A 24257-nucleotide genomic window follows, 5' to 3' on the forward strand; every position below is an offset into this window, starting at 1 on the left:
TCCGTCGGGGCCCGGTAGGGCAGTACGCGTCGAGTCACGGCGTCCTCACCGCTTCGACCTTGACGCCGATCTCGGTCATGGTGTCCGGAGCCGGCTGTACGACGGCACGCCAGACGGAGTCGCCACCTTCGACCACTTGCGGATCGGAGGTGTGCAGCTGTCCTGTGGCGTCCTCCCAACCGATCAGTACGGGCATGCTCGCCCCGATGGGCGGATCGGTCTCTCGTCCACCAGTGCCAGGCAGGGTGACAGCGAGATCGATGTGTACCCGCTGAGGCCCGGCCACGGGCAGTCGGAACTCCTGAACCAGCACGGAGGTGTCCCCGCGGTCGTCGTAGTAGGGGTCACCGACGTACTGCACTCGGGGACGACGACGTGGAGCCTCGAGCGTGCCACCGCCCGAGGCCACTGTGGCCGGCCCGTCGTCGCCGAAGACCTCGGCGGGGTCTGCGCCGCCGATGTCGGTCCGGCCGGTGGACTGCGTGGTAGCACGTCGACCGCCGTCGGCCTGACGCGTTGCGGTCTCCTCGTTGTCGGTAGACCTGGAAGAACTCGGAGCGGTGCTGCCGGGTTTCGAATAGGCGGTGGCCCCGCCGATCCCCCAGGCTCCTCCGACCAACCCCGAAAAGAGCGAACTGGCCGCTCCGAGGGCGACGTTGCTGGCGCCGGGGCGTGCGGTGCCGCTCAAGGAGAGCAACTGTTCCAGGCTTTCACTGATGCGTCGGAACGTCGTATGCACGTAGGTGCTTTCGGGCCTGTCGAGGGAATGCCGGTTCCAGGCGTCATGGGTCGGTGGCTCGGCCTTGGCGTAAACCTCGTCCATAGCCTCGTCGGCCCTGAACACCCCGGCATAACCTTGATTTGTGCTCGGGGGCTTGGGCCCTGCGTGATACGTGACGACCAGTTCCGCGGGGCGCATCAGGCAGACGTGATGGATCAAGTCCTCGATGTTCAGCATGAGGGACGCACGTGTTGGCTCCAACGAGGGCATGATGCGTTTCACGAGACCGAGTCGTCCGAGGTGCTTCTTGGGCTTATGGCATACCAAGTCGCTACCGGTCGGGCCGACCATCGCCTCGTACGCCGCGACGAACATGCTGAGAGGACTTGTGGTGCGCGGATCCGGTACCGGATGCTGCACTCCGTCATAGGACACGGAGAATCGCATGGCAGGTGATCTTCCCGCGATGGAAACCATTTTGGGCCACAGGTGCCAGGCGATGGTTTCACTCAGATAATCGGCCGCCCCTGGGGGCTCGAGGCCGTCCAGATTCGGATCCACGACAACGACCGTCGTTCCGGTCTCCTCCGGCCCGAACGCTTTGAGGCCGAGGCGTTGAGCCGTGGCCTCCGCCTGCGCACCCACCAGTGGCTCAACCACTTCACCAGAAGTGTCGCCCCACCAGTGTCTACCGGTGTAGCGACGATCCCCGTCGGAATCCGTTGCAACGTAGCTCTTCCAAAGGGTGCAGCCGATAAGCCGCGTTTCGTGTCCGCCCCCAGCGGTTCGGCAGCGGGAATGGATGATGACGGTCCCGGGCTTGGACAGCAGGTAGAAAATTCCTTTGCCGAAACCGTAAGTTCCGCCGCCGAGGGCCGTGTCGCGTGGTTCGCCGATGTTGCGGACGAAGGAGACGAAGTCGCGGTCAGGACCCACCGCGTTGTCCGCTCGTGTTGGGCCGCCCAACCCTCGGGTGCCACGATCGGACACTGACAGAACACGGACTGGGCCCCGCTTGAGCGTCTCGCGAAGCGGAAAGTGCTCGGCGCTGTTCGGGGCTCCCGCCACCAGGAGCTCACGCCATGCACCGGCGTGGGCCGGCCCGACGGTCCACATGTCGATGCGATAGTCCACGGGTGCCGAGGACCGTTCGATCCGGGCATCCCAACTGTTCTGGGCCGACTCCCGCACCAGGATGGTGAGCAGATCCAGCTCGGGCCGGCCGAGCTGATTGCGAATGCCCTCGGCGGCACTTGCACCTTCCGGCGGGTAGGGCTGGGAGAACCAGCGGGGTTCCGTCACGCGGACTCCTGAATCATGCGGTCGATCGTCCGGGCCACCGTGTCGGGCAGCATGGGTACCGGAACCTCACTGGACAGGTCGATGGTGTACTCGACATCGCAAACGGAAATCGGCACGCCTGCGGCGACGAGTTTCCTGCTGGTCAACGAAGGGAATTCTGCGGTGACTTCGTACCAGCGCTCCTCGTCGATTACGAAGCGCACATCCCTGTACCGCTCGGCATCGACGGATCGGTAACCGACCTGGGCGAGAAGATCGAGAAGGACGCTTTCGTCATCACAGGATCGAAGCGTCTGTTCGAGCAACTCAAGGAAGCCGACACCCGAACTGCCGCCGATGGAGCGACGCAGCCGGAACCAGACCAGAGAGAGGGCCCCACCTTCCGGGGCATCGAGTTGGTCGAGCCCATGCACCCGCGGCCTTCGACCTCCTTTGGTACTCGTCTTCACCTCGACAGCTATGATTCCCGTGGTGAAGTCGTGGTGGTGACCTTTTGGTCCGTGCCAGAGGCGATGCGCGCTGGAGTCCAACTGCAGGAGCCGGTTGAGCACCAGCAGTTCCCCGAAAAGGCCCGCGAGTTGTTCGGGGCCCAGCGCAGCTCCTTGCGGTTGGAACAGAGCCTTCCAGCGGTCGAGTACCCGATAGAGCGCCTTGACCGAGTTGTTCGGCAGTTCTTCAGTCGCATCCAGAATGTCTGCGCAGAGCTCTGTGAAGAGGTCATTCAGGTCGGTGCGCAGGCAAGCGAGGTCCGCGTACATCTGGTAGGTCTCTTCATCCTCCAAGGGGCGTTTACGCAAGTGGAGGACAGGGCCTTCGATGCTGGAACGAATCTTCAGATGCGAGTGCACAGGCACGAGCACGTGGCGAAATCCGTCGTGATCCACCGCTGCCACCAAGGAGCCTTGTTCGGTCACCACCGGAAGCTGTGAAACGCGGAGGTGACGCTCGCCGCTGGTCGGCGCCGCTTCGAGCGCGACCCAGTGGTCCTCGACAACGTCACGGAAGCCGTTGTCGCTCATGCGTCTTCACCTTCGAGGAGGCTGAGGTCCTCGTCCTCCAACTGCACACCCGACAGGTCTGCCGAGATGTATTTCTCCACAGTGCTGTCCCCGTGCTGCGGTTCCGGAAAGACGAGGCCGACGCCGATCACGTCTTCCTCCGCGTTCAGAGGCGCACGCAGCTTCTTTCCCGGGCCGGGCTCGGACGTCTTGTCAATCGGATACAGAACCAGCAGCCCGGTGTCCGGGAGCTGGACACGACGTTCGTCGATGATGCCCTTCTCGGTGAGCTTCCCCGTGTCTCCTGCCAGATCCACGGCGGCATCGCGGCGGCTCATGAGTGTCTTGATGTCAGCGAAGTCGGGAGCGGGGTTGGTCACGGCAACGCGACTACGTAGATTGCGCCCCACGGAGACACCAGGTACGAAGGTGAAGGACTCTCCTGCGGTGCTGCCGACGATCGCAACATTCCATCGTCGCAGTGAGCCGGCTGTCGCAACTCGCTTCTGAATGTAACCGCTGATCAGGTCCGCATCGTTCTCCGGGGACTTCTCATGGAAATCGTAGGATGCCAGGAAGTCGATCACGACGTCGTGCGGCACGTCCCGGAAGATGTAGCGGCCCTCTGCCGAGCGATTCTCCACCCTGACAGCGCTGGAAAGTGCCGCTGTGACCAGCTCACGCGACGCCTTGAGGTTTCCACGCAACCATTCGGCGTTGGTGTGGAAGTAGTGGGTCTGGACCCGCTTGCCCCCGTACGAGGAGGCAGCCGTGACGGCGTCCCGCATTTTTGCGGCTGCGGTGACGCGAAGAGCAGGGTGGGTGCGCAGGCGGACGGCGAAGGTGAGGGGCGTCTCGGACTCGGTTATGTAGATGTCGATGTCTCGACGCATCTCGGTCTCGACCGTGGCAAGGTGCCGGAACCACTCGGCCAGTTCGTCGGTCATCCAGATGCGTGGCAAGTCGGCATAGCCGTTCCGGAAGCCGAACCAACGACCCATCTGCAGCAGAGTGTCGTACGCCGAGACGGCACGCACGAAGTAGCTGACCGATAGGCCTTCGAGGGTGAGCCCGCGAGAGAGAGTGTTGCCTCCCACAGCTATCGCCACGACGGGACCGTTCTCGTAGTCGAGACGAGCTTCGCTACTGGAGTTGTCCATGACGATGCGGCAACTGCTGAGAACTGCTGGCAGTTCGCCCAGCAAGTCGTCGAACGGCACCTTCGTTTCACCGAAGTGCTCGGCAGCGACGCGTTTCGTCTCCTCGTCCCAGAGATCACGCAATCGGGAGACGAAGGCCGTATCGGTGAGGGTGTGCGCTGCTCGGTTCAGCAAGTGCTTCAGGGGCTGCTCGAAGCTGTTGTGGACAGAGGTGTTGACGCTTGTGTGGATCAGCATTGTGCTGTGCGGATTACCGGTACGGCGAACACGACGGGCGGCTGTCACGAGCCAGAAGTATTCGACAGCTCTGCGCAGTGTGTCGGTGATGACGGGTTCGAAGCCCTCGGCGTCAGCCTTCGTCTTCGGTCGCACGCACGGTACGTCGTCCTCCGGCACAGACCGGATCATGTCGTGGCCGTCGTCGATTTGGTCCGAATCCTCGCCGTCGAGTGCATACCGCCCGAAGAGCACCTCAGTCCCGAAGTGACCTTGTGGTTTAGGGAGGTTGACGACGAAGTCTCGCGGATATAGATCTTCCGCGCTCGGATCGATCAGCAGGTTGGCGAACGGTGATGCCGTATATCCCACGTACGCGGAGCGCGGCAGACTTTGCATCATGCTCAGAATCAGAGGGTTGATGGACTTCGTTGCAACGGTGGCTTGGTCTGCCTCGTCGTCGATGATCAACGCTGGACAGTCCTTGAGGTAGTCCGCCGCCTTGTCCAGCCACACGGCGAGCTTGCGCAGTACAGTCGCGTTCTTCTTGACCACGCAGAGCACGTGCGTCTTGTTGCTCTTCCCGAAGTACGAGGCCGGGTTCTCGGTAGGGGTGAAGTCCTTGTCGAGGCCGGTAAGTTGGGACCACATCGAGGGGTTGGGTTCTACGAGCTGTTGAACCAAACGGGCCTGGGTTTGACGGCGAAGACCGTTGTGAATGCCTGCGAGGACAATGAACAGCTTGTAACCGCGATCGGCGGCCTTGGCCATGACTGACGTGAAGTTCGTCGTCTTGCCCGACTGGACATAGCCGACCACGAGACCCCGCGTAGAGAACGCCTTCTCCTTCGGGTGGTTCAACAGCGAGACGACTCGAGTGGAGGAATCGTCCAGGCTCCGGATGGTGGTGTCCTTGGACCAGCCGTCCTTGAGCAGCAGGCTCTCGATCGCGGGCCAACACTTGTCCCTGGGCTGCGGACCGGTATACCAGGTGTCGCGGTTGCCCAGGACCACGGCGTGTGGTTCCTCGAGTTCCTTGATGCGTATCGTCTGCCGCTCGTGGCGATCGCGGATCTGCTGGATGACCTCCGAGGGGACGCCCATCAGCTCCAGTCGCTTCACGGCCTCCGCCGGGGGGAAGGCGTCCAGGAGTGCCTTGAACGTCTCGTACATGCCATCGAATTCGTCGGTCACACTCGACCGCCCCCACTCTCATTCGTCAAGCCGACCGACCGCAGAGCTCCGCCACCGCGGCGGACGCTGGGAGGCGCGGGTCGACACCCCGCTTGCACAACCCCTACACATTATTGGTCGGGGTGGTTGTTGATAAGTGAATCAGAGTCACGACTGGTTGTCGGGCTTGCCACTCTCGGTGAGTGCGGCAGTCGAGCGGGGCCGGGCTGGGGGTGTTCGCTGGGATGCCAATGAGGCGGTGACGCGAGCGGCGACGTCTGCAGCCGACTCGTGCTCCCAGAATCGCAGCACCGTCCACCCCTCGGCGGTGAGGTGCTGGGTGGTTTCAAGATCGCGAGCCATGTTCTTGTCGAGCTTTGCGCGCCACCACGCCGCGTTCGCCTTTGGATGCGTTGCGTGTTCGGGGCAACCGTGCCAGAAGCAGCCGTCCAGGAAAACCGCGATCTTGGCCTTGCTGAAAACGATGTCGATCGTTCGGCGGGGCATGCCCGGGACGGGCACATTGACTCGGTATCGCAAGCCCGAGCCGTGCAGCAGGCGCCGGACAGCGACCTCTGGGGCAGTGTCGCGAGAGCTCTGACGGCTCATGCGGGCGGAGACAGAAGGGGAGGAAGGGACGGCATCAGACACCCAATCATTCTGCCGGCGTGGTTGAGGCGTTGGGCAGGCTCTGGCAGCAGCTTCACCTGATGCTGGAACGGTGGGACCGTTGGTGTGGCGTCGCGCGGGGTTGCAGGACATCACGCTCCACTCCCGTGGCGGGGCCTCACCGTGCACGGTGCCTGACCCGATGCGGCCGGACCAACCGACTCCTCGTGAGGCGTCCCCCCGCCTCGCTTGCTACACCCCCGCCCCGTGGCACCCCCCATAAGCCGCTCCCGACCCGCACCAGCACGCCGTCCCCCGCTCCGGGGGCCACCCCGCGGCTCGGCCTCGGGCCGCCAGTGTCGTCGCGTACTGCGGGAGGAGGTCCGTGTCTCCCGGGGATGTGCCCTCTGAGGCTGCGAAGGCCTCGTACGACGGGACCGTGCCCGTCACGATGCCCAGGTTCGGTGTGCCCGAGGCGGACAGTTCGCGCAGCGATGCCTCTATGCCCGCCAAGTGCTCCTCGTGGGAGGGGTACTCCGTCTCCAGGGAGGGGTACGCGGCGACCAGTTCCGCCAGTTCGGTCGCCGGCCAGTGCAGGACCGCGACCGGGAACGGGCGTGACAGTTGCTCCCGGTATGTGCCGAGTTCCGCCCGGAGTCGGGAGATCTCCGCCTGCAGTTCCGCCGGGTTGTCCGAGCCCAGGGACCAGACGCGCTTCGGGTCGTGGAGCTCGTCCAGGGGGACGGGGGACGAGTGGAGGGTGTCGGCGAGGACGTCCCAGTCGTCGTGGGGTGCGCCCAGCATGCGGCGTACGCGGTGGCGGCCGAAGAGGAGGGGATGGGAGGCGTGCGGGGTCTCCGTCGTGTCCGCCAGGAGCAGGGTCACCCCCTCCGTGAACGTCTTCTGCGCCGCCTCCAGCTCGTCGTGGGACTCCAGGGACTCCGCGACGATCACCCAGGGGGCCGGGTCTCGGGGGGCAGCGGCCCGGATGCCGTCGATGATGGCTCTGGCCTCGGCCTCGTGGCCGTACTCCCACAGGTTGGAGGCCTTGAGGGCGCGGATCAGGTGGGGGCTCTCCAGGTTCTCCGGACCCTCCGAGGAGGACAGGAGGCGGTCATACAGGGTCGTCGCGGCGGGGCGGTCGCCGGCCAGTTCCAGGTGGGCCGCGGCCTGCAGCAGCAGGGCTTCCGCGTCCTCGGGATACAGGCCGGCGGTCCGCTCCAGGCGTGCCGCTTCGGCGGTGTGGTCGACGTTCTCGGCAGGCGTGTCGGGGCGCATGGTTGACACCGTAGCGCCGCCCGCTGACGAAAGAGAGATATCTGCAGGCCAGGGGGCGCGGATTGCGGATCAGCTCGTCGAGATGTCCAGGGACTGGACGGCGTTGTCGATCTCCAGGTCGATCAGGCGCTGCGCCTCGACCGTCTGGTTGTCGAAGACGCCGGTGAGTTCGAGGCTCACGATCCCGTGGACCCGCGTCCACATCAGGATGGCGGCGCGGGCCACGCCCGGCGAGGTGTCCGGCCGCTCCTGCGAGCGGGCCCACTGCCGCAGTTGCCCGTCCAGCGTGCGGTCGCCGCTGGTGCTGTCGGCCGGCGCCGGGTCCTGGACGGCCGACAGCAGGTCCACGAGCAGCGCCATCGCCTGATCCAGCGGAGTCCGCGTGGTGAGCTCGCTGGGCAGATCGCCGGCCCGCTCGCCGAACAGCATTCCGTAGCGCCGCCGGTACCGCAGCGCCCAGTCGCGATACGCGGTGACCACCAGCCGCACCCGCGAGCGCGGCGCCTTCCTGCTGCCCTCCACGGCCTCGCTCATCGCCGCCGCGAGCTGCTCGTACGACAGGGTCACCAGGTGTGCCACCAGCGCGTCCCGCGAGGGGAAGTAGCGGTAGACCGCCGGCGCGGACATCGCCATGCTCCGGGCCAGCGCCGCGATCGACAGCGCCTGGACGCCGTCCGCGTCGATGATCGCGAACGACGTGTCCTCGATCTCCTGGAGCGTCTGGGCCCGTAGCCGCTCGCGCCTGCTCACCGTCCGCGTTTCGTTAGTCACCGTCGCATCGTAACGGGCCATGTGAACGTTGACGGGGGTGCCATTCCGCTACGGGCTGTAACCCGCCGCCCCTTCGCCCCGCCGCCCCATCGACTTGGGAGTCGCGCCGTACCCGGACCACTCAGGTTACCTGTTGACGCATTGCGATGAACGAGTTCATAGTTACGACCATTAACAAAGCGACTGGCAGTCGCAGCAATTTCAGGGGAGCAGGCCATGCCCGAGACACGCGCCACCGACGAGGCCACCGACGAGGCCACGGACAAAGGCACCGTGACCGCTACCGAGGTGGTGCTGCCGGGCAAGGTCGCGCCGTCCGGGCTGCGGCTGAGCCGACGCGAACTGCCCGCGCCCGCCGCCGGGCAGGCCCTGGTGCGGGTCGAGTCGACCGCCGTGTCCTTCGCCGAGAGCGCCATGCGCCGGGGCCGCTACTACGGCCAGCCCCCGTTCCCGTTCGTGCCCGGCTACGACCTGGTCGGCGTCGTCGAGGCCGTCGGCCCCGGAGTGGACCGTGCCCTGCTCGGCCGGCGGGTGGCCGCGCTGACCAAGACCGGCGGCTGGACGACCGCCGCCCTGCTGACCGCCGCCGACCTTGTGGACGTGCCCGACGGGATCGGCGCCGACGAGGCGGAGACACTGGTCGTCAACGGGCTGACCGCGTATCAGATGCTGCACCGCAGCGCGAAGGTACGGGCCGGGCACACCGTCCTCGTGACGGGCGTCAGCGGCGGCGTCGGCAGCATCCTGGCCCAGCTCGCCCGGCATGAGGGCGCCCGGGTGATCGGCACGGCCCACCCGCGTCACCACGAAGCGCTCCGTGCGCTGGGGGTTGAGCCGATCGACTACCGGGACCCCGACCTCGGCGCCCGCGTCCGCGCACTGGCCCCCGAGGGCGTGGACGCCGTGTTCGACCACCTCGGCGGGGCGAGCGTCACTCTCTCGTACCGACTGCTCAACCGCACCGGCACGCTGGTCTCGTACAGCATCGCGGCGGCGCTCGACGACACCAGGCCCGTGCTGCTCGACTTCCTGCCGCTGCTGGCCAAGCTGGCCTTCTGGAACTATCTGCCCACGCACAGGCACGCGAGCTTCTACGACGTCTGGGCGGGGGCCGGCAAGCCGGACTCGGCCAAGCGCGAGGCGTTCCGCGCCCGGATGCGCACCGACCTCACGCAGGTGTTCGGCCTCCTGCGCGAGGGCCGGCTCACCGCGAAGATCGCCGCCCGCTTTCCGCTGGCCGAGGTCGCCGAGGCGATGGAGCTGGCGGAGTCCTCCGGCCGCACCGCCGTCGGCAAAATCATCCTCGTCCCCTGACCTGCCGAGACGTTGCTGTGACCTGCTGAGACGTGCCGCGACCTGCCGAGCTGCCGGAACCCTGCCGAGTCCCGCGGACACCGGCCGACAGCTTCCGCAGCGGTACCTGGCGATGGCCCCGCAGGCCCAGCACACCCACCTGAGTCAACAGACCCGGCGGACCCGGCGGACCCGGCAGACCCGCCAGGCCCGACAACGTGGCCTCTAGATCGTCACCCCGTCCACCTGAAGCGTCTGTACCGCGCCCGCTGCGAACGGCACGCTGATCGTCTTGCCGCTCAGGTAGGTGTCCGAGCGAGCCGTGTAGAGGTCGCCGGAGCCGTTCGTCACCGTGTTCCAACGGGGGACCAGGCCCGACGAGCCACCCGTCACCGTCGTGAAGCGGGAGAGGTCGAAGGTCAGGGTCTGGGCCGAGGACGAGGTGTTCGCGGCCACGATCACCAGGCGCTTCGCCGACTTGTCGATCGCCGCCGCCGCGTAGCTCACGCCCGTGTCGAGGATCGTCATGCCGGGGCGGATATGACGGCTGAACTGGGCCATCACGTAGTACTTCGTGGTGACCGCGCCGGCCGCCAGCGTGCTCGCGTCGTACCGGATCATCGCCCAGTTCGCCGACGGGTCCATGACCTGCCAGTAGACCCACGCCGTCGGGTGCAGCCAGCGGAAGTCGTAGAGCAGGTTGCTCGCCATCGTCAGGCCGGTGCCGTCGTTGTCGCCCGTCTCCGAGTTCCACAGCGCCTTGCCGGCCGTCGTCACCACGTCCGTGTAGAGCAGGTCGCGGCGGCCGCCCGAGCCCTGGTAGCCGTGGACGTTGACCCTGTTGACGTACCCCTTCGTCGTCGACGAGAAGGAGTTCCACGTGGTGCGGGCGAGGTCGTAGCTCGTCTCGTCCGACGCCGAGATCTTCGTCGCCGTCAGGCCCCGCTTGTCCAACTCGCTGCGCATATAGGGAAGTACGGCCGACTGGACGGTCGCGTCCATGTGGCAGCCCTCCTGCGTGCCGGTCGCCGTCCACCACGACGACGACGGCTCGTTGAAGGGGTCGACCGTCGCGAAGTTCACGCCCCAGTTCGACTTCGCGTACAGCGCGACCGCCGCCAGGTGGGAGGCGTGCTGGCGGTAGTTCCAGGTCTGGAGGTTGTTGCCGCCGCCCGAGGCCCCGGAGGGGTTGTGGTTCGAGCACATCCACCACATGGGGGAGTTGGCGAACAACTCCGTCGTGGCGCCGCGCGAGGTCGCCTTCTGCAGCATCGCGCGCTGGGCCGCGTCCGCTGTCCAGTCCCAGGCCGAGGAGGTGGGGTCCTCGTTGTTCCAGTCCTGCCAGTAGCCCTCGATCTGCTTGAACGCGGGGATGTTGGCGGAGGCCACCATGCTGGAGCCGTTGACAGCGTTCCAGCTGCACGCGCCCAGGTTGTAGCGGGCGATGTTGAGGCCGAGGCCGGGGAGGGTCTTGCCGTCGTAGGACACCGACTTGGTCGTGAAGAAGATGTCGGCGAAGTCGTCGCGGGCGCCGAAGACGTTCGCCCACCAGGCGAGGGAGGTGCCCCAGCCTTCCCAAGTACCGTACGTCGTCGACGGGTTGACGGAAATCGTCGCGTCGGCGTGGGCGGTGCCCGTCGCGAGGGCGCTTGTGAAGAGCGCGCCGCCCGTGGCCGCCAGCAGTGTCCTGCGTCGGATCATGACTTCTCCGCTTCGATGACAGCGAACGACCGCCGGTCGTCCCAACCGGCGTCGTCGGGTGCGTCAGTGCACTGGTGCCTGCGGTGCGCCAGTGCGTCACGAAGCATCGGGTGCGGCCCGTGGTGTTGTCGAGAGTTCTGACAGCCCTTTCTCAAACCTGTGGAGGAAGGGCGGGGGAGGGTTCGAGGGGGCGAACGGTCTGGAGACCTCGACCCCGTCCGCCTATCGTGCCCGCGTGCGGATTCCCCTCGTTCAGCACAGCACCCGGCGGCGGCGCGCCCAGTACCGGCGGGTGCTCTGGAGTGGTGCCGAAGTCCTCGTCACGGCGGGGGTGTTGGTGCTGCTCCTCGTCGTGCATCAGCTGTGGTGGACCAACCGGGAGGCCAAGGGCGGCGCCGAGCGGCGGGTGGAGGCGCTGGAACGGGAGTGGGGGAGCGGGAGTGCCGACGGCGACACAGGGGACGCCGCGGGCGGCCCCGCCGACGGGGGCGGCTCCGGCTCCGGTTCGAGCGCCGGCCCCGGATCCGGATCCGGATCCGATGGCGAATCCGCACGATCGGGCGGCGGCACCGGGACGCCGTCCGGCGCGCCGCGCTCCTCCCAGGCCTACGCCGTTCTCCGCATCCCCCGGCTCGACCTCCGCGTCCCCGTCGCCGAGGGCACCAGCAAGCAGAACGTGCTCAACAAGGGGTACGTCGGCCACTACGCCGGCACTCAACAGCCGGGCCGGGAAGGCAACTTCGCGGTGGCCGGGCACCGCAACACCCACGGCGAGCCCTTCCGGTACCTCAACCACCTCAAGAAGGGCGACAAGGTGGAGGTGGAGACCCGGAACGCGACCTACACCTACGTCGTCGACAAGATCCTTCCGCAGACCTCACCCCGTGACTCGGGCGTCATCCGGTCCGTGCCCCATTCCCTCGCCGAGCCCGCCTACGGGTACGACACCGTCGGCCGCTACCTCACCCTCACCACCTGCACGCCCGAGTACACCTCCCGGTACCGGCTGGTCGTGTGGGGCAGGCTGGTCGCGACGCTGCCCCGGGGATAGGGCGTCGCCGCGCCGCCGCCCGGTCCCGCAGATGACGAAGGTGACGCTGATCAGCAGGGCCCAGGAGGCCCACTTGGACACGGAGACCGGTTCCCAGCCGTGGAGCTGGTACGGGTATCTCCAGGCCCCGAGGTACGTGGCGATGTTCTCCGCCAGCCAGAGGAAGAAGCCGATCAACGCGAAGGCCAACGCGAGGGGCATCCGGTGCCGGCGTTCGACGATCGTGAAGTGCACCCAGGTCCCCGCGGTCGCGGCCAGCAGCAGCGCGCCGAGGGGCAGGCGCAGGTCCGGCAGCCAGTGATGGCTCAGGAAATTGACGTACAGGCCGACGGCCAAGGCGGCGGTGGAGCGGGCGCGGTAGCCGGTGAGGGCCAGGTCGAGCAGTCGCCAGGCCCTGCAGACGTAGCTGCCGACGGCCGCGTACATGAAGCCTCCGTACAGCGGCACCCCGGCGACCTTGGACAGTCCCGCCTCGGGGTAACTCCACGACCCCACCCGCACCTTGACCACCTCGAAGGCGAAGCCCAGGACATGACAGGCGGCCACGACCGCGACCTCCCGCCGGGTCTCCCAGCCGAGCAGGAACCCGACGCCGGTGAGCAGCACACCGTAGGCGAGCAGCAGGTCGTAGCGGGCCACCGGCAGGGGCGGGAGCAGGGTGGAGACCGCCATGCCGCCGAGCAGCGCGACCGCGAATGCGCAGCAGCGCGCCTGGAGCCAGGCAAAGCGGGTCAGCTGCCGGATGAACGTTCCTGCACAGTCCTTGATCCTGCGCGCGGTCGTCGCGCCCGCGGTCGTCGCGCCAGTCCTCCCGTGAGAGGCCAAGCCGTGAGCGGTCGTCCCGTGAGTGGTCGTCCCGTGAGCGGTCATGCCGTGAGTGGTCGTCGCGTCGGTCGTCGTCCCGTGGGTGGTCGTCTCGCGCATGGTCATGTAGAGCGCTTCGGCGGGGGCGGCGGTTGCGAGCAGCGTCGCGGTCTCCGCCGTGCCGTACGGGAGGCCGGCCGTGCGCCCTCGCCCCGTGGCCGCCCCGTGACCGCTCGACGACCGCCCGGCGGCCGCACTACGACCCTTCCGCCAGGGCCTCTCGGACGGCGGTCAGGACGGCCTCGGTGTCTGCGCCGAGGGCGCGGGCGGAGGAGGTGAAGTCACGTGCCAGGGTGGCGAGTTGGTCGGGATCGGGTCGGGCCGGTTCGGACGGGGGCGCCGCCACCCGGGTGCCCGCGCCACGACGGGTTCGGATCAGCTCGGCGGCCTCCAGCTCGCGGTAGGCGCGGGCCACGGTGCCCGGCGCCAGACCCAGGTCGGAGGCCAGCTGGCGCACGGTCGGCAGACGCTCCCCCTCCGTCAGTCGGCCGGTGACGATCAGGGCGGCGAGCTGGGCGCGGATCTGCTCGTACGGCGGCACCTGGCTCGTGGTGTCGACGCGTACCGCCGGTTCACTCATCGCCGACGGCCCGGGGCACGACGATGGTGAACAGGGACCATCCCAGACTGAACAGGGTCAGCAGGCCCAGGGGATAGATCACCAGGGCGGTGACGTTGCCCAGCATGCCGGCGCAGGTCGTGCGGGACAGTACCCGGCCGATCATCCCGAGGACGAGCAGCAACTGGCTGGAGACCAGCAGTCCCCAGGCCGCGGTGATCGCCCATGAGCGGTCGTGGCGCTGCTGGTTCCCGCCGGGGCGGTGGGCGATGCGGCGCAGGGCCCATACGCAGGCGGCGGTTCCGAGGGCGATGGAGGCGAGGATCGGGGTGGCGTAGTGGATGCCGGGCCAGGGGCCGAGGGGTCTGGTCACGCTCCTGCACGTGACGGTGACGGCCCGGCCCGCCCGGCCCATGGTGTCGGGAGAGGCCGCGGCGGCCCCGATCATGAGGAGCACGACGAGACACGCCGTCTGGAAGAGCAGCAGCGGGGCCATCCGGGGCGGTACGTGGTCACGGACCCGGCGCGGGGCGAGGCTGGCGGTGCGGACCGCTTCCAGCGGGGCGGGGGTGAGGGAGTCGCCGAGCAGGACGCCGCCGACCGCGCACAGTCCGAACGCGGTGACCGCGCTGAGGAAGGTCATGGCGACGTCGTCGCTGTCCCGAACCGCCAACCGCTGTGCGACGACGGCGCCCAGGGCCAGCCCGGCCCAGCGGGCGCAGAGGTCGGCGCGGGCGAGCAGACGCTCAGGTGGAACGGTGTCCAGCATGTCGGGGCCCCCGGTGAGTACGCGTACTTGTATCAAGTGGTGAGTACAAGATGCCGGGAGCCGGGATCTTGTGTCAACCAGTTGATACAAGCAGCCTGTCGGGGTGCCCGCACCGGGTAGGGGGTCGAGGAACATCGGAACGAAAACCGGCGCTAAGGATCTGTCGGTCCTGGTGGGCGGCTGACGGGGCGTCGGCGGCCGGACCCGCCTGAAGTCTTCCCGCAGGGCAAGACCGCCGAGCGGCTCGGTGAGGGCCGGCCCCTCGTGTCCGTCGCGGACGACGAGATCGGCGAGACCCTGGAACTGCTGTGGGGCAGCTCTGCGGTGAACACCTGGAACGCCCGGCGTGCGTCGGTGCTCTCGTAGCTGGGTTGGTGCGATGAGCGCGGGTACGACGGCCCGGCGGTCCCTGCCTGGGCGAAGCGGCTCACGCCACCGGACTCCGAAACCCCTGCCCGCTCGAAGATGGCGATCGACCGGCTGATCGCGCGGCGGGAGGTGCACCTGCGGGAGAAGACGCTGTGGCGGAAGACGTCATCTGTGACGGCCGTGCCCGTCAATGGTTGTACGCGTGTCCGTCCGCCGGGCAGATCCCGGTTCGGGCGCGGCGGGACGCGGCGGGCGTCTCGCCGCAGTGCCGGGTCTGCTGGGCGGCCGTCACTGACCCGGAACGGTGATGCCGGCCGCGCGCAGGTTCGCCTCGACCAGCGTGTTCAACCGGGCGATCGACGGTGACTGGTCTTCCCGGTGGTGGTTGACCATTGCGTACCGGGAGGCAGCGTCGGACTGGTCTTGAAACCCGGTCGGCATCGCCAGCAGCGCCCGTTGGGTCAGCAGTTTGTCGGCCAGCGTGGACGCCAACTCCTCGATCCGCGGGTCGTCCGGATCCCAGGCCCTCGCATCCCAACAGCGCTTGGTCAGCTCGACGGACTCGGGGTCGTCCAGGGAGTGTTCGAGCCGGGCCAGGAAGCTGTCGAAGATCTCCGGGACCAGTGCCCGGGCCAGCACCAGAGCCTCCCGTTGACCGGCCACGTAGTCGGGACCGAAGCCGAGTTCGGCGAACCGCTCCAAGACCGCGCAGGCCCGGTCGGGCAGCAGGGCGCGGTCACCATGGTCGAGACGGTGCAGCCTGTCGCGGCGCGCGATCAGGTCTTCGATCCGTTCGGTGAGTTGGTGGTGGATGTCGTCCAGGGTCGCGGCGAACGTCGTGGGATCGGCGTCGAGCAGGTCACCGATCTCGGCCAGCGGCACGCCTGCCGCGGCCAGGGTCCGGACCTGGACCAGCCGGTACAGCTCGTCCGATCGGTAACGGCGGTAGCCGGAGCCGTCGCGTTCCGGCTCGGCGACCAGGCCGAGCCGGTGATAGTGCCGCACGGTTTTGATCGTGACACCGACGAACGCCGCCGCCTGACCGATCGTGAGCCCGTCTGTCATCGGCTCGGCGCACCTCCGGATCGTGGGCGGCTGCGGTCTCGCGCACCGCGTCGGTGACGGCCGGGAAGTCCGGATGATCACCGGGGTGAGGATAGCGCGCACCAGTTCCAGCCCCCCCTGCTGCCAAGAGGGACCGGGACGCCTGCGATCGGTGCCGGTCACCCCTTGATCGGTACAGGGGGTTGACCTTGACCTCGGGTCAAGGCTGCAGGCTCTGCGCATGGCCATTCGAAGGGCCAGGCAGCCACCAGGGCCGCCGTGAGAACCACACCGTGAACAGGAGATTCATCATGGGAACAAGCAACAGCGGCTTCTCCGACACAGGGCTGCGCCGGCTGCGCGAGGTGCTGGCACAGCACGTCGAGTCCAAGAAGATTCCCGGCCTTGTCGCCCTCGTCAGCCGCGGCGGCCGGACGCACGTCGAAGCGATCGGGACGATGCGTCATGACGGTGGCGCGCCGATGCGCCGGGACACGATCTTCCGGATGGCGTCCACGTCCAAGCCGGTCACGATGGCGGCGGCGATGATCCTGCTCGACGAGTGTCGGCTGCGGCTGGACGACCCCGTGGACCAGTGGCTGCCCGAACTCGCCGACCGGCAGGTGCTGAAGCGGCCCGACGGACCCCTGGACGACACCATGCCGGCACACCGGCCGATCACCGTACGGGACCTGCTGACCTCCACGTTCGGGCTCGGGGTGGACTTCGAGTCGATGGCTTCCCCGATCAGGGCCGCGACCTTCGAGCGTCTCGACTACAGCGTGGCATCCGGGCCGGCCCCGGAGCCGGACGAGTGGATGCGCCGCCTCGGCGAACTGCCGCTGCAGTACCAGCCCGGGGTGCGGTGGCAGTACGACCTCAGCAACGAGGTGGTCGGTGTGCTCGTCTCCAGGGTCACGGGACAGTCGTTTAAGACGTTCCTGCGGACACGCATCCTCGATCCGCTGGGGATGAAGGACACCGCCTTCCACGTGCCCGCCGACAAGATCGACCGACTGCCGCCGCTGTACGGGCCCGACCCGCAGACCGGCGAGTTCCTCGTGTGGGACGAGGCGGCAGGGGGAAGGTCCAGCGTGCCTCCCGCGTTCCAGGGCGCCGGCGGCGGGCTGGTCTCCACCGCCGACGACTACCACGCCTACTTCCAGATGCTGCTGAACCACGGGATGCACGGGAGTGAACGGATCTTGTCCCGGGCCGCCGTCGCGTTGATGACCACCAACCGTCTCTCGCCCGAGCAACTAGCCGCCCGGGAGGCCATGTTCAGCAACGTCGCCCACCTGTCGTCCGGCCAGGGGTCGAACGGCGGCTGGGGCTTCGGGATGGCGGTGCGCACCTATCGCGGCGACTACGCGCCCATCGGCCAGTTCGGCTGGTTCGGCGGTACCGGCACCACCGCCTACGCAGACAGGACCAACCAGCTCACCGGAGTCCTGCTCACCCAGGTCGGACTGTCCACCCCGGATTCGCCGCGTGCCATGAACGACTTCTGGACCACGCTCTACCAGGCCATCGACTGACAACGAGCTCGACCGATACTTTGCGGCTGGGGTCAGAGACGAGAGCCCGGGACCGGCGCCGGGCGTCATCCCTCGTCGGTGGCGTCCGGCTCACGCCACGGACGCAGGTCCCCGGGCAGGTCGGGGAGCTGGCAGGAGTACCGGCCGAGCATGTCCAACGCCTCCAGGACCGGCAGGCCCTCCGGGGTGGCACCGAAGTCGACCACCGTCACCAGGAGCCCCAGGAACGGCCGTACGGTGCCCAAGCGGGTCAGGAGCTGGCTCCGCCAAGCCTCGTCCGCGTCGGAGTCGAGCGGCGGCTACCGCACGGTCGTGAGCTGGGCAGCGAAACCAAGCCTGTTGTACGCCCGCCGCTTCGGCTCGATCAGCGCCCGATCCGCGTCGTCCAGAAAGAAGAACCGCTCCAACTCCGTACGCGACGGCGCCCCGTCGTACACCGCGCATGCCGCGGCCTGCGAATCCGTCAGAAACTCGACCGGCACCCCGGACCTCCAGACAGTCAATGATCAACACGACTGCCGAAGGCTCCGCCCCACAGACCCCCACGTCAAAGCGCTCTCAGGCCCGCGACGGGCTTAGCGCCGGTTTTCGTTCCGATGTTCCTTAACCCCGGGTAGCCCATCCCGTGCCCAAGCCCCTCACCGCGGCCACCGCCCGCGCCGGTACAGGTACCGGCGCCGGGGCCGGGGGCTCGACCCCGACCCGGCGGATCCGGTCAGCCGAGCGCCGCTGAAGGCGAAAAGGCTGCTGGAGTCGATCGAGGCCGGTCAGGTATAACCGACATTGGACAAGCAGACGAACGCCGAGAGCTCAGTGCTCAGTGCTCAGTGCTCAGTGCTCAGTGCTCAGTGCTCAGAGCTCAGAGCTCAGAGCTCAGAGCTCAGAGCTCAGAAATCAGCGCCCGTAGCCCAGGGCGTGAGAGCTCAGAACTCAGCGCCCGCAGCCGAGCCGGGAGCCGAAGACGAGAGAAAGGGGGAGCGCGTGATCCGCAGTCGGTTCGTGCCGCGTCCCGCCCTCGTGCTGTTCCTCCTCTTCGTCGACGTCGTGCTTCTCGACGCGGGCAGCCTCCCGGCCGCCGTCGCGCTCGCCGCGACGGCGGCGGCCGGCTCCGCGCTGGCCGTCTGCAGCCTCGTCGCCGCGCGCAGCGCCCCCGCCGTGCCGCCCACCCGGGTGCGCACGGCCATCAGGGACCGGGCCCGCCGTACGGCCTTCCTGCCGCAACGCGATCCCGACGCCTCCGGCCGCCCCCGCCCCAGGGCACCCGGCCGCGCCCTCCCGACGACCGTCGCTTAGGGCCGCTCGGCACCAGTACGTGCACCTGAGTACGTGCACCTGGTACGTGGGTGACCCGCGCGGGTCGTCATGCCGTCAGTCCCGTTCTCCTCGGCACGACGAGACCCCCGGAGGGCTCACCACCCATGTCCGTTTTCGCCAGCCTGGTCGAGCATCTCGCCGACCTGCTCCACCCCCTGTTCGGCGCCGCCGCCGCGGCCGCCGCCATCGTCCTGTTCACCGCGCTCGTACGACTTCTCGTACACCCCTTGTCCCGCGCGGCCGCCCGGGGCCAGAAGGCCCGCACCGCATTGCAGCCGAGGATCGCCGAGCTGCGCACGAAGCACGCCGGGAACCCCGAGAAACTGCAGCGGGCCGTGCTGGAACTGCACACCGAGGAGAAGGTGTCGCCGCTGTCCGGACTGCTGCCCAGCCTCTGCCAGTTGCCCGCCTTCTTCCTCCTCTACCACCTCTTCTCCAGCTCCTCGATCGGCGGCGAGGACAACGGACTGCTCGGCCACCAACTGTTCGCGGCACCCCTCGGTCACCGCTGGACGGACGCGCTGGCCGACGGCGGGCTGTTCGGCGCGGCCGGGCTGGTCTACCTGGGGCTGTTCGCCGTCGTGGCGGCCGTCGCCTCCTTCAACTTCGTACGCGCGAAGCGGGCGCCGCTGCCGCTGCCCCGGGACGGCGCCGCCGGTGAGGAGGTGCCCGGGCTCGGCACGATCACCAAGGTCATGCCGTTCCTGTCCTTCTTCACGCTGGTCACCGTGGCCGTCGTACCGCTGGCCGCCGCGCTGTACGTGATCACGAGCACGACGTGGAGCGCGCTCGAGCGGGCCGCCCTGTACAGGTGACGGGTGGATCGACGGATCGACGGATCGACGGTCCTGCGGGTGACGGCACCGGACCGGTGAAGGTGGTCCCGGACCGGTGAGGGTGGTCCCGGGCCGGTGAGGGCGGGCTCGGACCGGTGGCGGTCGGTCCAGTCCGTGAACGGGGGCTTGCGGAGCCGATGGTGAGCTTGGAGGATCGACCAGTCCTCCGATGGCTGCACCCGTCGGACGGCTGCCCGCGATCGAGGGAGATAGTGACCATGAAGCTGCTGCGAGTCGGTACGGCGGGAACGGAGCGCCCCGCGCTGCTCGACCCCCAGGGCGTCCTGCGGGACCTCTCGGGGGTCGTCCCGGACATCGACGGGGCACTGCTCGCCGACGACGTCGCGCTCGGCCGGGTCCGCGAGGCCGCCGAGTCCGGGGAACTGCCCGTGCTGGACGCGACCGGGCTGCGGATCGGGCCGCCGCTGGCCCGGATCGGCAAGATCGTGTGCATCGGGCTCAACTACCACGACCACGCCCGGGAGACCGGGGCCGAGCCGCCTGCCGAGCCGGTCGTCTTCTTCAAGGCGGCGGACACGGTCGTCGGGCCCTACGACACCGTCCTCGTGCCGCGCCGGTCCCTCAAGACCGACTGGGAGGTGGAGCTGGCGGTCGTCATCGGGCGTACGGCCCGCTACCTGGAGTCGGCGGCGGACGGGCTCGCGCATGTCGCGGGGTACGCCGTCGCGCACGACGTGTCCGAGCGGGAGTTCCAGATCGAGCGGGGCGGGACCTGGGACAAGGGGAAGAACTGCGAGACGTTCAACCCCCTGGGGCCGTGGCTGGTGACGTCGGACGAGGTCGCCGACCCGCAGGACCTGTCCCTGAGGCTCTGGGTCAACGGGGAGTTGAAGCAGAACGGGACCACGGCCCAGCAGATCTTCCCGGTGGGGGAGGTCGTCCGCTACGTCAGCCAGTTCATGACCCTGTACCCGGGGGACGTCATCAACACCGGGACGCCCGCCGGGGTGGCCATGGGCGAGCCGGAGCCCAAGCCGTACCTGCGGGCCGGGGACGTCGTGGAGCTGGAGATCGCCGGGCTCGGCCGTCAGCGCCAGGAGTTCAAGGACGCGTGACGCTCCGCCGAGGGGCGGGGAACCACGGTGGTCTGCTGTCCGCGGGCTGACGGCGGCCGATCGCGCCCGAGCGGCGGGGCCGCACCATGGCACGGCCCCGCCGCCCCCTGGGCGCGTCTCAGCCCAGGTACTTCTCCAGGAACTGTTCCAGTACCTCCACCACGAACCGGTGGTCCTCCAGCTGGGGCAGGCCCGACACCGTCACCGCCCCGATGATGCCCACGCCCTCCACGTTGACGGGGAAGGAGCCGCCGTGGGCCGCGTACTCGTCGGGGTCCAGGCGGGAGGACTCCTCGAACGTCGTGCCCTTGGCGCGGAAGCGGGAGCCCACCAGGTAGGAGGAGGCGCCGAAACGCTCCACCACCCGGCGCTTGCGGGCGATCCAGGCGTCGTTGTCGGGCGTCGAGCCGGGCAGGGCCGCGTGGAACAGCTGCTGGCCGGCGCGGTGGATGTCGACGGCGACCGGCGCCTGGCGCTCGCGGGCCAGCTCCACCAGCAGGGAGCCGAGCTCCCACGCGTCGTCGTTCGTGAACTGCCGGAAGATCAGCCGCCGTTCCTGGGCCTGGAGCTCCTCCAGGGTCGGGGTGATCTCCGGGGTGAACTTCGGGGTCATCTGGTGTGTTCCCACTACAGCGTCACCGCCACCTTGTCTCGTGCCGAACGGCGGGCCGCCTCCAGTACGTCCAGGGCGGCGGCCGCCTCGGTGGCGGTCACCGGGTTGGGGCCGCCGTCGATCAGTGCCCTGGCCACCGCAGCGTAGTAGGCCGGGTAGTCGCCGGGGAGGGTCTGTTCGGGTCGTCCGCCGCCGGTCAGCGGCGACTCGCCGGCGCCGACGCGGCCCCACAACTCCTCCGGCTCGGTGCCCCAGCCCGGGGATCCGTCGGGCCGCTCGCCCTCCCGCAGGGCCGCCTCCTGCGGATCCAGGCCGTACTTCACATAGCCCGCCTTCGAGCCCAGCACCCGGAAGCGCGGGCCGAGTTGGGGCGTCGTCGCGGATGCGTAGAGGTGGGAGCGGACGCCGTTCGCGTGCGTCAGCGCGATGAAGGTGTCGTCGTCGGTCTCCGCGCCGGGCCGGCGGACGTCGGCCTCGGCGTAGACGGAGGCCGCCGGGCCGAACAGGACCAGCGCCTGGTCGACGAGGTGACTCCCGAGGTCGTAGAGGAGACCTCCGATCTCTGCGGGGTCGCCCGACTCGCGCCAGCCGCCCTTCGGCAGCGGCCGCCACCGCTCGAACCGGGACTCGAAACGCCGGACGTCACCCAGCTCGCCCTCGTCCAGCAACTTGCGCAGGGTCAGGAAGTCGTTGTCCCAGCGGCGGTTCTGGAAGACGGAGAGCAGCAGGCCGCGCTCCTCGGCGAGGACGGCCAGCTCCCGCGCCTCGGCCGCGGTGCCGGCGACCGGCTTGTCGACGACGACCGGCAGTCCGGCCTTCAGGGCGGCGGTCGCGAGCGGTACGTGCGTCTTGTTCGGGGACGCGATGACGACCAGGTCCAGCTCGTCGGCGCGGGCGAGGAGGTCGTCGGGGGTGGCGGCGACGCGTACGTCCGGGAACTCGGCGCGGGCCTGCTCCTGCCGCTCGGGGTTCGAGGTGACCACCGTGTCGAGGACGAGGCCCTCGGTCGCGGCGATCAGCGGGGCGTGGAACACGGAGCCCGCGAGGCCGTAGCCGATCAGGCCCACGCGAAGCGGAGTGACGGCCGGGTCGGTGCCGGTGCCGGTGCCGGTGGCGGAGTCGGTCTCGCCAGTTGTGCGTCCAGTCATGCCATCCACTTTGGCAACGCTGTTGCTAAAGTGCAAGCGCGGGAGACAATGGCAACGTGAACAGCGCGAACGGCGAAGCCCGCACGGACCGCACGCTGTACGGCGAGGCGGCCCGCATGCCGGACGGTGAGGCGGCCCGCATGCCGGACGGTGAGGCGGCCCGCATGCCGGACGGCGAGGCGGCCCGCACGCCGGACGGTGAGGCGGCCCGTAAGCCAGGCCGCGAGTCGGGCCCCACAGGGAGTGGCGAGGCGGACCGTACGCCGGATCGCGCGGCGGCCCGTACACCGGACGGAGAGGCGGATCGCACGTCGAACCGCTCGACTGGGCACACGTCGAACGGCTCGACTGGGCACACGGCGAACCGCTCGACGGGGCACACGGCGGACCGCTCGACGGGTCGCACTTCGGACCGCTCGGCGGGGCGCTTGGTGGAGCGCACGTCGGACCGCCCGGCAGGCCGCCCGACGGGCGTGAACCTGCTCGCCCTGCGCAGCCACAACGCCGCGCTCGTGCTCGATCTGCTGCGCACCGCCGGGGCGGACGGCATCAGCCGCCTGGAGCTCGCCGAGCGCACCGGGCTCACCCCACAGGCGGTCAGCAAGATCACCGCCCGGCTGCGGGAGGAGGGCCTGGCGGCGGAGGCCGGCCACCGCGCGTCGACCGGCGGCAAGCCGCGTACGGTCCTGCGGCTGGTCCCCGAGGCCGGCCACGCGGTGGGGGTCCACCTCGACCGGGACGAGCTGAGGGTGGTGCTGGCCGACCTCGACGGGCGCGTGGTGGGCGAGCGCCGCGTCCCGCTGTCCCTGGGCGCGGGGGCGGAGGCGGTGCTGGGAGCGGTGGTGCGCGAGGTGACGGAAGTACTCGGTGGTGGTGTCGTGTCGACCCTGCTCGGCGTCGGAGTGGCGCTCCCCGGGCCCCTCGATCATGCCCGCGGGGTGCTGCACCGGGTCACCGGCTTTCCCGAGTGGGACGGATTCGAGCTGAGGGAGGTGCTGGCGGCTCGGCTCGGCGCGCCGGTGGTCGTCGACAAGGACACCAACGCCGCCGCGCTCGGCCTCGCCGTCGGCGGGGAGCGCGGCTCCTTCGCCTGCCTGTACCTCGGTACGGGCCTCGGCGCCGGCCTGGTGATCGGCGGGACCGTGCACCGGGGGGCCCGCACGGGAGCGGGCGAGTTCGGGCACCAGGTGCTCCAGTTGGACGGGCCGCCCTGTCCCTGCGGCAACCGGGGCTGTGTGGAGGCGCTGTGCCTGGCGGCCATCGGCCGGGGCGACGTGGCCGAGGCGGCCAGGGTGCTCGGCGAGAGCGCAGCGAACCTGGCGGGACTGCTCGACATCGACGCCGTGCTGCTGGGCGGCCGCACGATCACGGCGGCGCCGGAGCCGTTCGTACGGGGAGTCGCCGCCGTCCTCGACGCCCGCGCGCGCCGTGAGGGCTCGCCGGAGGGCGCCGTACCCGTACGCCTCGCCCCGGGCGGCGCCCGCGGTGTCGCGCAGGGCGCGGCGCAACTGCTGCTGGCTCCGGTGTTCGGCCGGGGGGACGGCTGACCCGACCACCGGGCCGCGGACCGACCCGCCGACGGGCCCGAGGGCCGAGCCGATCACGGTCACCGTGGGCCTCGTGGCCCTGTTCACCTTCGGCGTCATGGGCCGGGCCGAGGGCCGAGTCGGTGTCGAGCCGGCGGCCGGGTGTCGCCCACGGCTGAGCCGATTGCCGGGTGCTTCCCCCGGCGCGGCCGGCTGCCGAGCCGAGTGCCGGGTGCTGCTCCCCGGGGCCGGGCCGCCCGCCAAGCCGACGGCCGAACACCTCCCACGGCCGGGCTTGCGGCTGAGCCGAGTGCCGGGTGCCGGGTGC

The 24257-nt window shown here is 69.2% G+C and carries 20 protein-coding genes and 3 pseudogenes; 8 read left to right on the forward strand and 15 right to left on the reverse strand.

Annotated features, from left to right (window positions below):
- Nucleotides 1-34: 34 nt before the first annotated feature.
- The 6 genes from ACIPFH_RS00710 to ACIPFH_RS00735 all read right to left on the reverse strand — a co-directional run bounded on the left by ACIPFH_RS00710 (nucleotide 35) and on the right by ACIPFH_RS00735 (nucleotide 8228).
- Complete coding sequence (locus tag ACIPFH_RS00710; RefSeq protein WP_401821713.1) at nucleotides 35-2023, reverse strand: hypothetical protein; 1989 nt, start codon at nucleotides 2021-2023, stop codon at nucleotides 35-37.
- Nucleotides 2020-3042, reverse strand: a complete 1023-nt coding sequence (locus tag ACIPFH_RS00715; protein WP_401821715.1) for a PD-(D/E)XK motif protein — start codon at nucleotides 3040-3042, stop codon at nucleotides 2020-2022. Before ACIPFH_RS00715 ends, ACIPFH_RS00710 begins: the two co-directional genes overlap by 4 nt.
- The gene (locus ACIPFH_RS00720; protein ID WP_401821717.1) at nucleotides 3039-5591 is read right to left on the reverse strand and encodes a Z1 domain-containing protein; all 2553 of its coding nucleotides are present in this window, start codon (nucleotides 5589-5591) and stop codon (nucleotides 3039-3041) included. The genes ACIPFH_RS00715 and ACIPFH_RS00720 overlap by 4 nt, the downstream gene beginning before the upstream one ends.
- Nucleotides 5592-5738: 147 nt before the next feature.
- Complete coding sequence (locus tag ACIPFH_RS00725; RefSeq protein ID WP_401823676.1) at nucleotides 5739-6179, reverse strand: very short patch repair endonuclease; 441 nt, start codon at nucleotides 6177-6179, stop codon at nucleotides 5739-5741.
- Between the two features lie 252 nt (nucleotides 6180-6431).
- The gene (locus ACIPFH_RS00730) at nucleotides 6432-7457 is read right to left on the reverse strand and encodes a hypothetical protein (protein ID WP_401821719.1); all 1026 of its coding nucleotides are present in this window, start codon (nucleotides 7455-7457) and stop codon (nucleotides 6432-6434) included.
- Nucleotides 7458-7526: 69 nt separating this feature from the next.
- Nucleotides 7527-8228: a TetR/AcrR family transcriptional regulator gene (locus ACIPFH_RS00735; protein WP_401821721.1), complete on the reverse strand. Its 702-nt coding sequence runs from the start codon at nucleotides 8226-8228 to the stop codon at nucleotides 7527-7529.
- 216 nt (nucleotides 8229-8444) lie between these two features.
- Here ACIPFH_RS00735 and ACIPFH_RS00740 point away from each other — a divergent pair, with 216 nt between their 5' ends.
- Complete coding sequence (locus tag ACIPFH_RS00740) at nucleotides 8445-9542, forward strand: medium chain dehydrogenase/reductase family protein (protein WP_401821724.1); 1098 nt, start codon at nucleotides 8445-8447, stop codon at nucleotides 9540-9542.
- 204 nt (nucleotides 9543-9746) lie between these two features.
- Here the strand turns inward: ACIPFH_RS00740 and ACIPFH_RS00745 are convergent, their stop codons facing one another.
- The gene (locus ACIPFH_RS00745) at nucleotides 9747-11222 is read right to left on the reverse strand and encodes a beta-1,6-galactanase (protein ID WP_401821726.1); all 1476 of its coding nucleotides are present in this window, start codon (nucleotides 11220-11222) and stop codon (nucleotides 9747-9749) included.
- Between the two features lie 235 nt (nucleotides 11223-11457).
- Here ACIPFH_RS00745 and ACIPFH_RS00750 point away from each other — a divergent pair, with 235 nt between their 5' ends.
- A complete protein-coding gene (locus tag ACIPFH_RS00750; RefSeq protein ID WP_401821728.1) occupies nucleotides 11458-12273 on the forward strand; it encodes a class E sortase in 816 nt (271 codons plus the stop codon).
- A gap of 48 nt (nucleotides 12274-12321) precedes the next feature.
- On the opposite strand, the pseudogene ACIPFH_RS00755 reads toward ACIPFH_RS00750, so the two are convergent.
- From ACIPFH_RS00755 to ACIPFH_RS00765, 3 genes and pseudogenes are all read right to left on the reverse strand, one after another.
- Nucleotides 12322-13203: pseudogene (locus tag ACIPFH_RS00755) on the reverse strand (DUF817 domain-containing protein); the annotation flags it as partial.
- A gap of 130 nt (nucleotides 13204-13333) precedes the next feature.
- Entirely contained in the window at nucleotides 13334-13717 is a 384-nt protein-coding gene (locus ACIPFH_RS00760; RefSeq protein ID WP_401821731.1) for a GntR family transcriptional regulator, read from the reverse strand.
- Nucleotides 13710-14465, reverse strand: a complete 756-nt coding sequence (locus ACIPFH_RS00765) for a hypothetical protein (RefSeq protein ID WP_356246747.1) — start codon at nucleotides 14463-14465, stop codon at nucleotides 13710-13712. Before ACIPFH_RS00765 ends, ACIPFH_RS00760 begins: the two co-directional genes overlap by 8 nt.
- A gap of 225 nt (nucleotides 14466-14690) precedes the next feature.
- Between ACIPFH_RS00765 and ACIPFH_RS00770 the strand changes: the two are divergent.
- Nucleotides 14691-14993: pseudogene (locus tag ACIPFH_RS00770) on the forward strand (site-specific integrase); the annotation flags it as partial.
- Nucleotides 14994-15122: 129 nt separating this feature from the next.
- On the opposite strand, the gene ACIPFH_RS00775 reads toward ACIPFH_RS00770, so the two are convergent.
- The gene (locus ACIPFH_RS00775; RefSeq protein ID WP_401821733.1) at nucleotides 15123-15899 is read right to left on the reverse strand and encodes a MerR family transcriptional regulator; all 777 of its coding nucleotides are present in this window, start codon (nucleotides 15897-15899) and stop codon (nucleotides 15123-15125) included.
- Nucleotides 15900-16189: 290 nt separating this feature from the next.
- Here ACIPFH_RS00775 and ACIPFH_RS00780 point away from each other — a divergent pair, with 290 nt between their 5' ends.
- Nucleotides 16190-17416 carry a serine hydrolase domain-containing protein gene (locus ACIPFH_RS00780; protein ID WP_401821735.1) on the forward strand — a complete coding sequence of 409 codons (1227 nt, stop codon included), beginning with the start codon at nucleotides 16190-16192 and terminating at the stop codon, nucleotides 17414-17416.
- Nucleotides 17417-17481: 65 nt separating this feature from the next.
- Here the strand turns inward: ACIPFH_RS00780 and ACIPFH_RS00785 are convergent, their stop codons facing one another.
- A complete protein-coding gene (locus tag ACIPFH_RS00785) occupies nucleotides 17482-17661 on the reverse strand; it encodes a hypothetical protein (RefSeq protein ID WP_401821738.1) in 180 nt (59 codons plus the stop codon).
- 57 nt (nucleotides 17662-17718) lie between these two features.
- Nucleotides 17719-17898, reverse strand: a pseudogene (locus ACIPFH_RS00790) (DUF4158 domain-containing protein); the annotation flags it as partial.
- 499 nt (nucleotides 17899-18397) lie between these two features.
- Between ACIPFH_RS00790 and ACIPFH_RS00795 the strand changes: the two are divergent.
- The 3 genes from ACIPFH_RS00795 to ACIPFH_RS00805 all read left to right on the forward strand — a co-directional run bounded on the left by ACIPFH_RS00795 (nucleotide 18398) and on the right by ACIPFH_RS00805 (nucleotide 20642).
- Complete coding sequence (locus tag ACIPFH_RS00795) at nucleotides 18398-18709, forward strand: DUF6412 domain-containing protein (RefSeq protein ID WP_401821740.1); 312 nt, start codon at nucleotides 18398-18400, stop codon at nucleotides 18707-18709.
- Nucleotides 18710-18834: 125 nt separating this feature from the next.
- Entirely contained in the window at nucleotides 18835-19545 is a 711-nt protein-coding gene (locus ACIPFH_RS00800) for a YidC/Oxa1 family membrane protein insertase (RefSeq protein ID WP_401821742.1), read from the forward strand.
- 239 nt (nucleotides 19546-19784) lie between these two features.
- Entirely contained in the window at nucleotides 19785-20642 is an 858-nt protein-coding gene (locus ACIPFH_RS00805) for a fumarylacetoacetate hydrolase family protein (RefSeq protein ID WP_401821744.1), read from the forward strand.
- Nucleotides 20643-20760: 118 nt separating this feature from the next.
- Here the strand turns inward: ACIPFH_RS00805 and ACIPFH_RS00810 are convergent, their stop codons facing one another.
- Nucleotides 20761-21255 (reverse strand): heme-degrading domain-containing protein, encoded by a 495-nt coding sequence (locus ACIPFH_RS00810; RefSeq protein WP_401821746.1) that lies wholly within the window; start codon nucleotides 21253-21255, stop codon nucleotides 20761-20763.
- A gap of 14 nt (nucleotides 21256-21269) precedes the next feature.
- Nucleotides 21270-22403, reverse strand: coding sequence for a Gfo/Idh/MocA family oxidoreductase (locus tag ACIPFH_RS00815; RefSeq protein ID WP_401821748.1), 1134 nt, complete (start codon nucleotides 22401-22403; stop codon nucleotides 21270-21272).
- 428 nt (nucleotides 22404-22831) lie between these two features.
- Between ACIPFH_RS00815 and ACIPFH_RS00820 the strand changes: the two genes are divergently transcribed.
- Nucleotides 22832-23950, forward strand: coding sequence for an ROK family protein (locus tag ACIPFH_RS00820; RefSeq protein WP_401823679.1), 1119 nt, complete (start codon nucleotides 22832-22834; stop codon nucleotides 23948-23950).
- The last annotated feature ends 307 nt before the right edge of the window (nucleotides 23951-24257 follow it).

This window comes from Streptomyces sp. NPDC088157, from assembly GCF_044741545.1.
Classification (GTDB): domain Bacteria; phylum Actinomycetota; class Actinomycetes; order Streptomycetales; family Streptomycetaceae; genus Streptomyces.

What these genes read in the sequence shown, in the direction of transcription:
- ACIPFH_RS00715 (WP_401821715.1), bottom strand. Translation starts at nt 3,042, where the DNA reads ATGAGCGACAACGGCTTCCGTGACGTTGTCGAGGACCACTGGGTCGCG.
- ACIPFH_RS00725 (WP_401823676.1), bottom strand. Translation starts at nt 6,179, where the DNA reads ATGAGCCGTCAGAGCTCTCGCGACACTGCCCCAGAGGTCGCTGTCCGG.
- ACIPFH_RS00730 (WP_401821719.1), bottom strand. Translation starts at nt 7,457, where the DNA reads ATGCGCCCCGACACGCCTGCCGAGAACGTCGACCACACCGCCGAAGCG.
- ACIPFH_RS00740 (WP_401821724.1), top strand. Translation starts at nt 8,445, where the DNA reads ATGCCCGAGACACGCGCCACCGACGAGGCCACCGACGAGGCCACGGAC.
- ACIPFH_RS00745 (WP_401821726.1), bottom strand. Translation starts at nt 11,222, where the DNA reads ATGATCCGACGCAGGACACTGCTGGCGGCCACGGGCGGCGCGCTCTTC.
- ACIPFH_RS00760 (WP_401821731.1), bottom strand. Translation starts at nt 13,717, where the DNA reads ATGAGTGAACCGGCGGTACGCGTCGACACCACGAGCCAGGTGCCGCCG.
- ACIPFH_RS00765 (WP_356246747.1), bottom strand. Translation starts at nt 14,465, where the DNA reads ATGCTGGACACCGTTCCACCTGAGCGTCTGCTCGCCCGCGCCGACCTC.
- ACIPFH_RS00775 (WP_401821733.1), bottom strand. Translation starts at nt 15,899, where the DNA reads ATGACAGACGGGCTCACGATCGGTCAGGCGGCGGCGTTCGTCGGTGTC.
- ACIPFH_RS00780 (WP_401821735.1), top strand. Translation starts at nt 16,190, where the DNA reads ATGGGAACAAGCAACAGCGGCTTCTCCGACACAGGGCTGCGCCGGCTG.
- ACIPFH_RS00800 (WP_401821742.1), top strand. Translation starts at nt 18,835, where the DNA reads ATGTCCGTTTTCGCCAGCCTGGTCGAGCATCTCGCCGACCTGCTCCAC.
- ACIPFH_RS00805 (WP_401821744.1), top strand. Translation starts at nt 19,785, where the DNA reads ATGAAGCTGCTGCGAGTCGGTACGGCGGGAACGGAGCGCCCCGCGCTG.
- ACIPFH_RS00810 (WP_401821746.1), bottom strand. Translation starts at nt 21,255, where the DNA reads ATGACCCCGAAGTTCACCCCGGAGATCACCCCGACCCTGGAGGAGCTC.
- ACIPFH_RS00815 (WP_401821748.1), bottom strand. Translation starts at nt 22,403, where the DNA reads ATGACTGGACGCACAACTGGCGAGACCGACTCCGCCACCGGCACCGGC.